The organism is Rugamonas sp. GW822-FHT03B10, from assembly GCF_058801745.1.
Genome location: NZ_JBXANP010000002.1, coordinates 282,928 through 297,106, shown reverse-complemented (window position 1 = coordinate 297,106; position 14,179 = coordinate 282,928). Strand labels below are relative to the sequence as shown.

General features: G+C 70.3%; 8 protein-coding genes. 5 read left to right on the top strand and 3 right to left on the bottom strand.

The window, feature by feature from the left end:
- Positions 1–9 precede the first annotated feature (9 nt).
- The 3 genes from AC1RQG_RS04535 to AC1RQG_RS04525 all read left to right on the top strand — a co-directional run bounded on the left by AC1RQG_RS04535 (position 10) and on the right by AC1RQG_RS04525 (position 4,334).
- A complete protein-coding gene (locus AC1RQG_RS04535; RefSeq protein WP_493128732.1) occupies positions 10–351 on the top strand; it encodes an SMR family transporter in 342 nt (113 codons plus the stop codon).
- A 5-nt stretch (positions 352–356) separates the two neighbouring features.
- Entirely contained in the window at positions 357–2,342 is a 1,986-nt protein-coding gene (locus AC1RQG_RS04530; RefSeq protein WP_493128730.1) for a hypothetical protein, read from the top strand.
- 72 nt (positions 2,343–2,414) lie between these two features.
- Positions 2,415–4,334 (top strand): hypothetical protein, encoded by a 1,920-nt coding sequence (locus AC1RQG_RS04525; RefSeq protein ID WP_493128728.1) that lies wholly within the window; start codon positions 2,415–2,417, stop codon positions 4,332–4,334.
- A 102-nt stretch (positions 4,335–4,436) separates the two neighbouring features.
- Here AC1RQG_RS04525 and AC1RQG_RS04520 read toward each other — a convergent pair whose 3' ends face one another.
- Positions 4,437–6,044 (bottom strand): DEAD/DEAH box helicase, encoded by a 1,608-nt coding sequence (locus tag AC1RQG_RS04520; RefSeq protein ID WP_493128725.1) that lies wholly within the window; start codon positions 6,042–6,044, stop codon positions 4,437–4,439.
- 369 nt (positions 6,045–6,413) lie between these two features.
- Between AC1RQG_RS04520 and AC1RQG_RS04515 the strand changes: the two genes are divergently transcribed.
- Both AC1RQG_RS04515 and AC1RQG_RS04510 read left to right on the top strand, forming a co-directional pair.
- Complete coding sequence (locus AC1RQG_RS04515; RefSeq protein WP_493128723.1) at positions 6,414–9,581, top strand: ligand-binding sensor domain-containing diguanylate cyclase; 3,168 nt, start codon at positions 6,414–6,416, stop codon at positions 9,579–9,581.
- Between the two features lie 20 nt (positions 9,582–9,601).
- Complete coding sequence (locus AC1RQG_RS04510; protein ID WP_493128720.1) at positions 9,602–9,802, top strand: oxidoreductase-like domain-containing protein; 201 nt, start codon at positions 9,602–9,604, stop codon at positions 9,800–9,802.
- 75 nt (positions 9,803–9,877) lie between these two features.
- On the opposite strand, the gene AC1RQG_RS04505 is transcribed toward AC1RQG_RS04510, so the two are convergent.
- Together AC1RQG_RS04505 and AC1RQG_RS04500 are read right to left on the bottom strand one after the other, a co-directional pair.
- Entirely contained in the window at positions 9,878–11,617 is a 1,740-nt protein-coding gene (locus AC1RQG_RS04505; protein ID WP_493128718.1) for an alkaline phosphatase family protein, read from the bottom strand.
- Positions 11,618–11,720: 103 nt separating this feature from the next.
- Positions 11,721–13,979: a TonB-dependent receptor gene (locus AC1RQG_RS04500; protein WP_493128716.1), complete on the bottom strand. Its 2,259-nt coding sequence runs from the start codon at positions 13,977–13,979 to the stop codon at positions 11,721–11,723.
- Between the last annotated feature and the right edge of the window lie 200 nt (positions 13,980–14,179).

Genomic DNA, 14,179 nt, shown 5'->3' with positions numbered 1-14,179 from the left:
GAGTCCGCCATGTCCCCGACCTTGATAGGCTACCTGTGGTGCGCGCTGGCCGCGCTGGCCAGCGCCGCCGCCACCCTCCTGATTAAACTGTCCAGCCTGGCCGGCACGGACTGGAACCTGCGCCGCCTGGCCTTCCTGGGCGGCGCCTGCGCCACCTATGGCCTGGGCTTCATCTGCTATTCGGTGGCGCTGCAGCGGCTGCAGATCAGCCTGGCCTACCCGGCCATGACGGCCATCACCATGGCGCTGGTGGCGCTGACCGGCTACGCGGCCCTGAACGAAGCGATGAGCGTGTCCAAGCTGGCCGGCCTGGTGCTGATCGCGGCCGGCGCGTTCGCGCTCACGCGGTGACCGCCATGCCGCGCACCGTGCCCTCCCCGCCCCCGGCCGCCGCCCCGGCGGCGCCCGTCCACACCGCGCGCGGCGCGCGCACCGGCCTGCGCGGCCCGCTGGCCTTCGCCTTGCTGCTGGCGGCCGCGCTGCTGGCCACGCTGGCGCTGCGCGCCCCGTTGCTGACCGGCGACGCGGCCGAATACACGCTGATGACGGTGGCCGTGGCCGAGCACGGCAGCCCCGACATCCGTCCCGCCGACGTGGCGCTGGGGCGCAGGATGATGCCGCAGTTCGAGGCCGCCCTGGCCCAGCTGGCCGACGGCATGCAAGCGCGGCGCGAAGTGCCGCTCAGCGGCTTCTACCGTGGCCGCGACGGCAGCACCCAGGCCATCCACTTCTTCGGCTATTCGGCGCTGGCGGCGCTGCCGTTCAAGCTGCTGCGCGCGCTGGGCGCCGACCCGTTCAAGTGCTACCAGGCGCTCAACCTGGCCTGCGTGTTCGTGCTGGGCCTGACCCTGCGCCACGTGTTCGGCGGCAACGGCCGCGCCGCCGTCGGCCTGCTGCTGTTCCTGCTGTGCGGCGGCGTGCTGTACCTGGACTGGAGCAGCCCGGAACTGATGACGGCCTCGATGCTGCTGTCCGGCCTGCTGCTGTACACGGCCGGCAGTCCGCTCGCGGCCGGCCTGCTGGGCGGGCTGGCCACGCTGCAAAACCCCACCACCGTGTTCTTCCTCGCGTTCGCGCCGCTGCTGCAACTGGCGTCCCAGTACCGGTCCGGCGACGGCTGGCGCGCCGCGCTGGCGCCGTGCGTGGCGCCGCGCCGCATCGCCGGCCTGGCGCTGGGCGGCGCCCTGTTCGCGCTGGCGCCGCTGTACAACCTGTACCAGTTCGGCGTGCCCAGCGTGATCGCCAAGGTCGGCGCCGACCCGGCCATGGCCAGCGGCGTGCGGCTGTTCTCGTTCTATTTCGACCTCAACCAGGGCATGATCGTCGCCATCCCGGCGCTGGCCGGCTTCCTGCTGCTGTGGGGCTGGCGCCGTGGCGCGCCGGGCCGTGGCCGCCGGCTGGCCATGCTGGCGCTGGCCTGCACGCTGACGCTGGCGCTGGCCCTGCCCACGCTGGTGATCCAGAACTGGAACTCGGGCGCGGCCGGCGTCATGCGCTACGCGTTCTGGGCCGCCATGCCGCTGCTGTTCGTGCTGCTGTGGCAATTGCGCCGCCTGCCGCGCTGGCCGGTGGCGGCGCTGGCCGCGCTGCTGGTCCTGCAGGGGCTGGCCATGCGCAACGACCAGCGCTACGGCGCGCTCGAATTCAGCCCGCTGGCGCGCGCCGTGCTGCGCCACGCGCCGGCCTGGTACAACCCGGAACCGGAGCTGTTCGCCGAGCGCAGCTGGCATGGCGAGGAAGAGCTGGCGCAGGGCCGCGTCGCCGTCTACGAGGAGGGCGGCAAGGTGTTCAAGACCATGTACAGCCGCGCCAACCTGGACGCCGACCAGGCCCTGTGCGGCGCCGGCCGCGCGTTGACGGCCGCCAACCGCTTCCACGACACCGCCCGCATGTGGCGCTACATCGACGGCCAGCCGCGGTGCGGCCCGGCCGGCCCGGCGCCGCTGCGCTACGGCCTGGCGCAATTCCTCAGCCACGACGGCGTCGCGCTGGGCGCCGGCTGGAGCCAGCCCGAGTCCGGCGGCGACATCTGGAACGGCAGCTGGTCCAACGGCAAGCGCTCGGTGCTGACCGTGCCGCTGCCGGCCGGCCACCAGTACCGCACCCTGCTCATCATCGGCCACTACTTCACCGGCAACAGCCGCACCCGCGTGATCATCAACGGGCGCGACCTGGGCTGGTTCGCGCTGCGCGAGCTGCCCGAGCTGCCGCTGCCCGACGCGCCGACGCTGACGCTGGAACTGGAACATGACGCGCCCTACCAGCCGCCGCCGGGCCAGCCCGACACGCGCCAGCTGGCGTTCTTCCTGCAGGAAATCGCGCTCAAGCCGGCCCTGCGCTAAGCCGGGGACCGGCCGCGCCGGTCCCCACCACCTGCCTGCTGGCCGGTCCCGATCCTACGCCCACACATGCACATGACGACAACGCCACTGCGCCCCCTCCGCTTCGCCCTGATGCTGGCCGCCCTGCTGCTGGCCCTGCTGTTCACGCGCGGCCCCGACCACAACGGCGACGCCGTCGAATACTCGCTGCAGACGATCGCGCTGGCGCGCCACGCCTCGCCCGACATCCGGCTCGACGACATCGCCGTCGCCAAGCAGCTGGTGCCCAGCCGCATCCCCGTGTACGAACTGATCGAACACGACATGGCGACCCGGCAACCCACGCTGTACGCGGCCTTCACGCGCGGCAAGGATGGCCGGGTGTACGCGGTCCACTTCTTCGGCTACGCGCTGCTGGCGGCGCTGCCGTTCAAGCTGCTGCAAGCGGCGGGCGCGGAACCGTTCCGCGCCTACCAGGTCGTCAACCTGGCGATGGTGTTCATCCTCGGCCTGAGCCTGTACCGGCTGTTCCGCTCGGGGCCCAAGGCGCTGCTGGGCGTGGCCCTGTTCATGCTGTGCGGCGGCCTGCAGTACTGGGACTGGGGCAGCCCCGAATGCCTGAGCGCGGCGGCCCTGCTGGCGGCGCTGGTGCTGTACTGCGACGGCATGCCGCTGGCCGCCTGCCTGCTGGCCGGGCTGGCGTCGCTGCAAAACCCCACCATCGTCGTGTTCCTCGGCTTCGCCCCGCTGCTGCGCCTGTGCCTGCACTACGAAGCGGGCAGCGGCTGGCCCGGCGTGCTGGCCGGCCTGCCGCGCGGCCGCCACCTGGCCGCGCTGGCGGCCGGCGGCGCCGTGTTCGCGCTGGCGCCGCTGTTCAACCTGTGGCAATTCGGCGTGCCCAACGTGATCGCCAAGCTGTTCTCCGACCCCGGCCTGATCAACGGCACCCGGTTGCACTCGTTCTATTTCGACCTGAACCAGGGCATGCTGATCGGCATACCCGGCATCTGGGCCGCGCTGCTGCTGTTCGGCTGGCGCGGCCGGCCGCGCGCCGAACGGCGACGCGACCTGGCGCTGCTGGCCGTGTGCACCGCGTTCTCGCTGGCGCTGGCGCTGCCCGCGCTGGCCGTGCTGAACTGGAACTCGGCCGCCACCGGCGAGATGCGTTACGCGTTCTGGGCCGGCAGCGCCTTCCTGTTCCCGCTGCTGTGGCGGCTGCGCGCCTGGCCGCGCTGGCCGGTGGCGCCGCTGCTGGCCATCTTCCTCGTGCAGGGCGTGGCCACCTGGCAAGCGTTCGGCTACAACTACGTCCACCTGAGCCCGCTGAGCGCGTGGCTGATGGAACGCCATCCGGCCTGGGTCAACCCCGAGCCCGAGATCTTCGCCGAACGCAACACCCACAACGACGCCATGCTGCTGCCCGGGCAGGTGGTCGCGCTCAGCGTGGACGGTCCCAGCCAGAAGATCCTCTACAACCGCGGCAACAGCGCCATCGGCGCCCTGCTGTGCGGCGCCGGCAACACGCTGGCCGAGGAAGACAACCGCACCGCCCACAGCATGCGCGGCTGGCGCTACCTGAACGGCCCGGTGCACTGCCACAACGGCGCCGGCAACGCCGAGCGCACGCTGGCCTACGCCGACTTCAAGCAATTGCAGACCCAGTTGCTGGTGCATGGCTGGGCCACGCCCGAAGGCAACGGCAGCGACTGGGACGGCGTGTGGTCGGACGGCCCGACGTCGCGCCTGCAGGTCGCGCTCGACCGCCGGCACTCGCCGGCCACGGTGCTGATCGCCGGCTACTACTTCAAAGGCAACCAGCGCACCCGGGTCTACCTCAACGGCGTCGACCTGGGCTGGCACAACCTGCAGGACGCGCAACCGCTGCCGGTGCCGGCAGCGGTGCGCGAGCAAGGCCAGTTACAGATCCTGCTGCAGCACGAAGCCCCGGGCGAGCCCGGCCCGAACGACACCCGCCACCTGTCGCTGTTCCTGCGCAAGGTCGTGCTGCATTAAAAAAAACCGGGGTCAGGTCATACCATAAAGCAAGCTGCGAGCAGCTTGCTTTATGGTATGACCTGACCCCGGTTTTGGTGCTTGCGCGGAGCCGTCAGCGCGTCAGGACTTGGGCAAGCCGCCCAGCAAGGCGGCCACTTTCTGCTTGGACTTGGCCGGTGCGGCCGTGGCCGGCGCGGCGGCCGGCGCCACGCTGCTCTTGGCCGGCTCGTACGGCTTGAGGAACCACGGATCGACCTTGTCGCGGCGCGGACCGGCGCCGTTGTACGAGGGCGCCGGACGCGGGCTGCGCTCGGCCATACGGGCGGCCGGGGCGCGGCTGTCGGTATCGGCCGGACGGCGCGCGCGGCGCTCGCCGTGGCGCTCGTCGCCGCCGCGCGTGGTGCCGGGCGTGAAGCCGTCCAGCGTGCCGCGGCGGATGGTCTGCTTGATCAGCTTTTCGATGTCGACCAGCAGCCGCTCATCCTTGTCCGAATAGATCGAGATCGCGTCGCCCGAGGCGCCGGCGCGGCCGGTGCGGCCGATGCGGTGCACATAGTCCTCGGCGTTGTACGGCAGGTCGTAGTTGATCACGCACGGCAGGTCGGAGATGTCGAGCCCGCGCGCGGCCACGTCGGTGGCCACCAGCACGTCGATCTCGCCCTTCTTGAACGCGTCCAGCGCGGCCATGCGCTCCTGCTGGGTCTTGTCGCCGTGGATGGCGGACGCCTTCATGCCCTCCTGCTCCAGCCCGCGCGCCAGGCGCGAGGCGCCGATCTTGGTGTTGGAGAACACGATCACTTGCTTGAGGTCGCGCTGGCGCAGCAGGTGCGCCACCAGGTCGCGCTTCTGCTCTTCGGGCACCTTGTAGACCACCTGCGTCACCTTGTCGGCCGTGGCGTTGCTGCGCGCCACCTCGATCGTCAGCGGGTTGTTGAGGAAGGTGTTGGCCAGCTTCTTGATCTCGGGCGAGAACGTGGCCGAGAACATCAGGTTCTGGCGCTGCTTGGGCAGCATGTTGATGATGCGCTGCAGGTCGGGCAGGAAGCCCATGTCGAGCATGCGGTCGGCCTCGTCCATCACCAGCATCTGCACCTGGCCCAGGCTGATGTTCTTTTGCTCCACGTGGTCGAGCAGACGGCCCGGGGTGGCGATGACGATCTCGACGCCGCCCTTGAGGATCACGGTCTGGCCCTTCATGTCCATGCCGCCGAACACCACGGTCGAGCGCAGCGGCGTGTGCTTGGCGTAGGCCTTGACGTTGTCGGCCACCTGCACCGCCAGTTCGCGCGTGGGGGTGAGGATCAGCGCGCGCACCGGGTGGCGCGCCGGCGACATGCTGGCGCTGGCGTGCGCCAGCAGCATCTGGATGATGGGCAGCGCGAAACCGGCCGTCTTGCCGGTGCCGGTCTGGGCCGCGCCCATCACGTCGCGCCCTTGCAGCAGCACGGGGATGGCCTGGGCCTGGATCGGCGTCGGGTGCACATAGCCCTGGTCGGTCAGCGCGCGCAGGATCAGCGGCGACAGGCCGAAATCGGCGAAGCGGACCTGGTCCGCCGGCGCGGCTGCGGCTGCGGGTGCGGCGGCGGCTGCGGGTGCGGCGGCCACAGGGGCGGCGGCGACCGCCTCGGCGGCGGCGGGAGCGGCCGGAGCGGCCCCGGCTTCGGCGGCCACGTCGGCGGCCTGCGCGGGAACGGCGCCGGGAGTGGAAATGATCTCGTTTTCAGACATAGTAAGGTTCGGCTTCCGTCCAGCGGTCAGCCATGCTTTCTTCAATTAACAACATTTTCTGCGAACAACGATCCGCCCGGCCAAAAGCACCTGCACTCGCCATCGCGAGCAATGCGGACACGGGGGAAGCGACAGGACGGGCAGGACGCGCTACGGCGGCCGGGCCGCGCAGCCAGCGCGGCGCGTGCCCGTCATGGCGCGCGCAGACGTGGATACAATATCAGCGCCGTAAACTATACCCTAAATCGCCGCAACCGCCCACGAAAACAGTGCGCTGGCGGCAAACTATTGCTGAAACGGAAGGTATAATGGCCGTTCCGTCCAGCAATTTGAACCTCCGGCCGCCGCCGCGCCGCCGACTCCCCCGCCATGCACGTGTCGCCGCCGCCCCATCCGGAGCGCCCCACCCCATTCCCGCCGCCGCGCCGCCCGGCCGCGCGCTGGAAGGCGCCTGGCCTGCCGCCTCTGCTGACGCTGCTGACCCTGTTCACCCTGCTGACCCTGCTGACCGCCATGGCGCCGGCCCGGGCCGGGGTGCCGGCGCTGCGCTTCCAGAAGCTGGGGCCGCTGGGCAACGACGAGCCGACCATGCTGGCGCTGCTGCAGGACCGCCAGGGCTATGTGTGGGTGGGCACCCTCAGCAACGGCCTGTACCGCTACAACGGCTACCAGGCCGTCAAGTACGCGCACCGGCCCGGCGACGCGCACAGCCTGCCGCACAACCGCGTGTCGGCGCTGTACGAGGACGACCAGGGCCGGATCTGGGCCGGCACCCAGGACGGCCTGGCGCGCTACAACCCCGAGCGCAACGATTTCACCGTCTACGCGCCGGCTACCGGGCCGCACAACCACCGCATCATCAAGGCCATCATGTCGGACGGCCGCCACGGCATGTGGCTGGCCAGCTGGGGCGGGCTGCAGCATTTCGACCCGGCCACCGGCGCCTTCACCGTCTACAGCCACGACCCGGCCCGGCCCGACAGCCTGGCCAGCAACGACCTGAACGCGCTGGCGCTGGACCCGGTGGGCGGCGTGTGGGCCGCCACCTGGCCCGGCGGCCTCGACTACCTGGCGCCCGGCGCCAACGGCTTCGTGCACCGCCAGGCCGATCCCGCGCCCCGGCCCGAGGCGCGCCGCAACATCGTGCGCGCGCTGCAGTTCGACCCGTCCGGCGCGCTGTGGATAGGCACCGAGGCCGGCGTGCTGCGCTGGGATGGCCGCAGCCCGTGGGCGGCGCGCGCGGTGGTGGCGGCGCCGGCCAGCCGCGTCACCAGCTTCTACCTCGACCGCCAGCGCACGCTGTGGGCCACCACGCTGTCGGCCGGCCTGCTGCGCTGGAACGGCGCCGGCGCCCGGTTCGAGCGCTTCCACCACGCGCCCGACGACCCCTACAGCCTGCCCAGCGACAACCTGAAGGCCGTGATGCAGGACCGCGGCGGCATGTTGTGGATCGCCTCGTACACGGACGGCATCAGCCTGGCCAACCTGTCGAGCGCCGGCCTGGCCCGCTACGTGCCGCTGCCCCCGCCCGGCGAGGCGGCCAGCGCCAGCGACGCCATGCTGGCCATGGCGCGCGCGCCGGGCGGCCGGCTGTGGCTGGGCAGCGACACCGGCCTCAGCCTGTACGACCTGGCCAGCAACCGCGTGCTGCGCAACTACCGGGCCCAGCCCGGCAAGGCCGGCGCGCTGAGCCAGGACATCGTCTACAGCCTGTACCAGGACGTGGCCGGCCACGGCCCGCTGTGGCTGGGCACCTCCGACGGCCTGAACCGGCTGGACCGGCCCGACGGCCCGTTCCGCGTGGTGCACTTCGGCAATCCGGCCAGCGACTACATCAACGCCATCGCGCCCGGCGCCGGCGGCGTGCTGTGGCTGGCCACCGGCAACAGCCTGATCCGCTACGAACCGGCCAGCGACGCGCGCCGCGTGTACCGCCACGACCCGCGCGACCCCGACAGCCGCAGCGTGGACGGCACCTCGGCCGTGCTGGAGGACGCGCGCGGCCGGGTGTGGGCCGGTTCGGAATGGAACGGCGGCGGGCTGGACGTGCTCGACCCGGCCAGCGGCCGGTTCCGCCACTACACCCACCGCGACGGCGACCCGCACAGCCTGGCCGACGACAACGTGGCCAGCCTGCACCGCGACGGCCAGGGCCGGATCTGGGTCGGCACCGGGCGCGGCCTGCAGCTGGCCGAGCCGCAGCCGGACGGCGGCCTGCGCTTCCGCCACTACGGCGCCGCGCTGGGCGGTGAGAAGGTGCTGGCCATGCGCGACGACGCGCGCGGCCGGCTCTGGTGCAGCACGCTCACCGGCCTGTACCGGCTCGACCCGGCCACCGGCCAGGCCAGCCACTACACGGCCACGGACGGGCTGACGGAGGGCTTCATCATCAATTCGGCCGTGGCCGGCGACGGCGAACTGTATTTCGGCAGCGTGCACGGGCTGACCGCCGTCACGCCGGACGCCGTGCGCAGCAGCTCGGTGGCGCCGCAGGTGGCCATCAGCGACATCTCGGTGTTCAACCACTCGATCTACGACGGCAAGCTGGGCGCGGGCGTGACGGTGACGGGGCCGCTGACGGCGCCCACCGCGCTCACGCTGTCGTCGCAGGCGTCGGTGTTCTCGCTCGAATTCGCCGCCCTGCACTACGCCGACCCGGCCGCCAACCGCTACGCCTACCAGCTGGTCGGCTTCGACCGCGACTGGGTGGAGACGGACGCGGCCCACCGCAGCGCCACCTACACCAACCTCAATCCCGGCCAGTACCTGTTCCGCGTGCGCGCCGCCAACCACCGCGGCGTGTGGAATCCGCAGCCGGCCACGCTGCTGGTGACGATCGAACCGCCGCTGTGGCAGACGTGGTGGTTCCGCGCGCTGGCCGGCGCGCTGGTGGCGGCGGGCCTGCTGGGCGCGCACCGCTGGCGCATCGCGCGGCTCACGCGCCACCAGCGCCAGCTCGAACAGCTGGTGGCGGCCCGCACCACCGCGCTGGAGGAAAGCAACCGCAAGCTGGCCGCGCTCAGCACCACGGACGGCCTGACGGGCGTGCGCAACCGGCGCGGCTTCGACGCGGCGCTGGAGGCCGAATGGCGGCGCGCCGCGCGCACCGGGCAGTCGCTGGCGCTGTCGATGCTCGACGTCGACCACTTCAAGAAATACAACGACCGCTACGGCCACCTGGCCGGCGACGCCTGCCTGCAGAAGGTGGCAGCATTGATCACGGCCCATGGCCGGCGCACCAGCGACCTGGTGGCGCGCTACGGCGGCGAGGAGTTCGCGCTGCTGGCCGCCGCCACCGACGCCACCGACGCGTTCGGCGTGGCCGAGGCCATCTGCGCCGAGCTGGCGCGGCTGCGCCTGCCGCACGACGGTTCGCCGTTCGGCATGGTGACCGTCAGCGTGGGCGTGGCCGTGATGGTGCCCACGGAGGGCGGCACGCCCGACATGCTGGTGCGCCAGGCCGACCGCGCGCTGTACCAGGCCAAGGAAAAAGGCCGCAACATGGCGCTGCTGGCGCTGCCGATGGATGAACCATGAATAACCATGAGCAAGCAACGATGACTGAGCAAGCGACGATGATAGAGCCGGCAACCGCTGCGCCGGTGGAGGACCCGATGCCGGTGGCGCCCGAGCCGCCCGACCCGAACGCCTGCTGCCACAGCGGCTGCGCCCACTGCGTGGAGGACCTGTACGCGGAAGAACGGGCCGCCTACTTCGCCGCCTTGGCCGCCTGGCAGCAGCGCAACCGGACCGGCTAAGTAGAAAAACCGGGGTCAGGTCATGAAACCGGGCAAGTTGCCCGGCTTCATGACCTGACCCCGGTTTTGGTGGCCTTATGGCCGGCTGCGGAAATCGAACAGGTTCATCAGGTCGCCGATGGCGGGCCGGTTGGCCGGCACGTAGGGGTCGGCCGCGACGTGCACCGGATTGGGCAGGTTGTCGCGGCTGCGCGCCGACAGCGGCGGCAGGTTCCAGTTGCGCTCGATGAACTTGGCGATCGAGGCGTGGTCGTAGTACGTGTGGTCGACCACGCCCTTGCGCGCGTAGGGCGAGATGGCGATCAGCGGCACCCGCGTGCCGTCGCCGAAGAAGTCGATCAGCTGCACGTAGCCGGAGTCGTAATAGCCGCCGCCCTCGTCGAACGTGACCAGGATCGCGGTCTTGGCCCACAGCGCGGGATTGGCGCGCACCCGCTCCAGCACGTCGGCCACCAGCTGGTCGAAGCTCGGCTGCATGGCGTAGCCGGGGTGGCCCGAGATGCTGTCGTAGGGGGCGATCACGGCCACCTGCGGGAACGTCGCCTCGTCCTTCACGTCCACGTAGAACTGCATCAGGTCGACCAGCTTGTCCTTGTCCGGCCCCGTCATGGTGGAGCGGAAGAAGGTCGGCGTGTCGCACATGCCGCAGTATTCCTTGTCCACTTTGACGCCGTCGTTGCGCCCGCCGCTGTACCACTTCCACGCCACGCCGCCGGCCGTCATGGCGTCGCCGATGTGGGGCATGCTCTGCGGCGGCAGGATGAACTTGTCGTCGCCCAGCGCCAGCGGCTGGCCCAGCGGCGCGTAGGCGGGCTCGGTGTTGTTGACCATGTACCAGGCGCCGGGCGCGCAGTTGCCGTCGTTGAAGGGGCGGTAGGGCAGCGTGCCCAGCAGCTTGCGGATGCCGGCCACGCCCGGCTGCGCCTGGTCGGCGCAGTTGACGTAGGTGCCGCCCCGGTAGCCGTCCTCCACGTACCAGTTGTTGGTGCCGGGCTGGGCGTCCGGGTTCTCGATCTGTTTGGCCGGCGGCATGGCGGGCTGGCCGCTGTTCGGGTCCGTGTACACGCCGACGTCGGCCGTGGCCAGCGCGAAGTAGTTGGCCGTGGTGCCGCCCATCACCGGCTGGTGGTAGTTGTCGGCGATCGCGTACTGCTCGGCCAGCCGCTTGAACAGCGGCGCGTCGCCGGCCGCCATGTTGTAGAAGCCCATGGCGATGGCGCCCTGGTGGGTCTTGCCCGGCGCCAGCGGGAACGGGTTGCTGGGGCCGGGGCCGGTCTGGTCGGCCACCCACACGAACAGGTCGTGCTTGCCGCCGTTGACCTGCTGCCACATCTGGAAGAAGCGGTGCGTGGGGTCGCCCGTGTGCGCGCCGTAGCTGACGTGGCGCGTGATCTGGAACGGGCCGTTGGGCAGGTCGGCCGGGAAGCGCGCGTCGGGCACGTCCTGGCGCTGGCCGAAGGCGCCGGCCGCCCATGGCTGCGGCAGCTGGCCGTACACGCCGTTGAACTCGGGCGTGGGCGTGTAGGCGCCGGTGGACAGGCCCAGCTTTTGCGCCGCGTCGCGGAAGCGCGGGCCGGGCGTGCCGTCGCGGTTGACGATCTTCTTCGACAGCAGGTTGGCCACGCTCTGGCCACGGGGGGGCTCGTACACGCCGTACAGGTTGTCGAAGGTGCGGTTCTCGCCCACCAGCACGATCACGTGTTCGATCGGCGTGGTGGCGCCGGCGGCCCGACTGGCGGGCGCGGCGGCCAGCATCGCCAGGGCGGCCACGGTGATGGCGGGGACGGTGGGGATGGACGAACGGGATGGGGACATCGGACTCTCTCTCGCAAAGGAAAAACAGCGCGGCGGGGCCGGCCACGGCGTCGCCGCCGCGCCCGTCCCGCCGCGCTCTGCCATGCGCGCGCTGCTGCCGCGCTTACAGCTTGCCGCTCAGGGTCAGGTAGGCCTTGCGCGGCGCCGCCGACTGCAGCGTGGCGAAGCTGCCGGTCGGGTCGGAGGCGGTGAAGCCGTTGGTGCCGATCGAGCTGAAGTACTGCTTGTCGAACAGGTTGGTCACGTTGAACTGCAGCGACAGTTCCTTCAGCATGCCCACCGATTTCAGCTTGTAGCCGGCCGACAGGTTGGCCACCCAGAACGACGGCACGGCGCCATCGTTGAGGTAGGTGTAGTAGCGCTTGCCCGTGTACTTGGCGCCCAGGCGTGCGAACCAGACCCGGTTGTCGTAGCCCACTTCGGTGTCGAACATGGTGCGCGGGGTGTCCACCACCTGCTTGCCGCTGACGGCCACCAGCTTGCCGTTATCGAGGTAGTTCGATTTGTACTTGGAGTCGTTGTAGGTGAAGGTGTTGAACCACGTGTAGTCCGGCAGGAACTTCCACTCGGCCACCGCTTCCAGGCCCTTGGTTTCGACCTTGCCCACGTTGACGACGGTGCTCGGGCAGCCGGCGATGCCGACGCAGGTGGCCACGTTGAGCTGGCGGTCGTCGAAGTCGGCGTGGTACACGGCCAGCGAGCCTTGCAGGTCGCGCCGCTTGAAGCGGTAGCCGAGGTCGACGTTGACGGAGGTCTCAGGCTTGAGGTTGGACGCGCTCTGGTCGAACGCGTCCTGGGTCTGCGAGAACGGGCCGTTCACGCCCGGCTGGTAGGCGCGCATGTTCTGCGAGGCCGAGGCGAACACCTCGTCGTCGCGGCTCACGCTGTAGTTCAGGCCCAGCTGCGGCAGGAAGGACTTGGACGCCACCACCTCGCCGGCGGCGCGGCCGGGCATCAGGTTGGTCGCATTGATGCTCACTTTCGGGCTCTTGAAGCCGGCGTTGATCTTCAGCTTGCCGTCCAGCGCGCGGTAGGTGTCCTGCAGGTAGAACTGGGTGGTGGTGGTGGTGAAGTCCTGCTCGAAGCCGGTCTTGAACGGGTTGCTCAGGAAGTGGCTGGTGTCCTCTGGACCGTTGACGGCGTAGAAGTTGCGGGTCAGGCGGTGCAGGCTGCGCTCGCCCCAGAAGCCGGCGGCGATCGTGTGCGCACCCCACTCCACGTTGAGGTCGTTGACCAGGCCGTCGCGGCCGATCGAGTATTCGGTGGTGCGGATCGCGATCGGCACGGTCGGCGACGAGGCCTGGTACGGCGTGTACCAGTGGCCCTGGCCTTCATTGCTGTGGTGGTAGTAGCTGGTCTTGAACCAGGCCGACGGCGAAATCTTCAGGTCCGCCGACAGGCCGCCCAGCGAGTCCTTGCGCAGGCCGCGGCCGAGGTAGTAGGCGTCGTCCATGTTGTTGTCCGGGCCGGTGAAGATGCCCTTGGCCGCGTTCACGGCGCGCTGCCAGTCGGGCGCGTAGTTGTCCCAGTTGTAGCCGAGGCGCTGCGCCATTTCCAGCGACAGATCCTGGTAGTCCGTTTCCTTGCGGTCGGAGGTGTTGTAGAAGGCCGTCAGCGTGTTCTCGCCGAACTGGTGTTCCACGCGCGTGTTGATCTGGTCCTGGTCCTGGGCGCCGGCGCCCTTCCATTTGTCGGCGCGCTGGCGCGTGCCGCTGATGAAGAACTTGGTGCTGTCGTTGATCAGGCCGCTATCGAAACGCACGAAGGTGCGCGAGGTGCGGTCGGCGCCCACGGTCTGGCTGACGGTCACGCCGCGCTCGTCGGTGGGGGCCAGCGTGATGAACTGCACGGTGCCGCCCAGGTTGCTGGTCGAGGCCGTGCCCAGCGCGCCGGCGCCCTGCGAGATGGCCACGCGGCCGACGTTCTCGGACGAGATGGCGCGGCTGATGTGCAGGCCGTTGTTGTTACCGTAGCTCATGTCGCCGAGCGGGATGTCGTCCAGCGTGAAGCCCAGCTGGCTCTGGTTGAAGCCGCGCACGCTGAAGCGGGTCGACCACTCGTAGGCGCCGAACGGGTCGGACGACTGGAAGTTCACGCCGGGCAGCTTCTCCAGCGCCTTCAGCGGGCTGGTGCCCGGCAGGGCCTTGGCCAGTTCCGCGTGGTTCAGGTTCTGCACCTGGCGCGACTGGCCCTGGCCCAGGACTTCCACCACCTGCACCGGCGCGCCGGCGGCGGCCGCGACGGCGGCCTCGGCCTGTCCGGCGACGGCCGCGTCAGCCGCATCGGGCGCGGCGTGGGCATAGCAGGCCAGCGATTGCAGGACCAGCAGGCAGATCGGTTTTAAACGGAGATGCTGTTGCATGATAGGACTTTCGTACGTTGATGGGAGAAGTTACGACATTCCGCGCCCCGGCGAACTTGCCGAATAACAAAACTTGCAGGATTGTAGGAAGGGCATGTGACGGCTGCGTGACGGTCGCATGACAGTTTGATGACCGGGTGGTGATTTTGCCGTTTGGACAAATTCGCGCAACGCCGGCGCATGCGGGGCGGAGCGGGTTC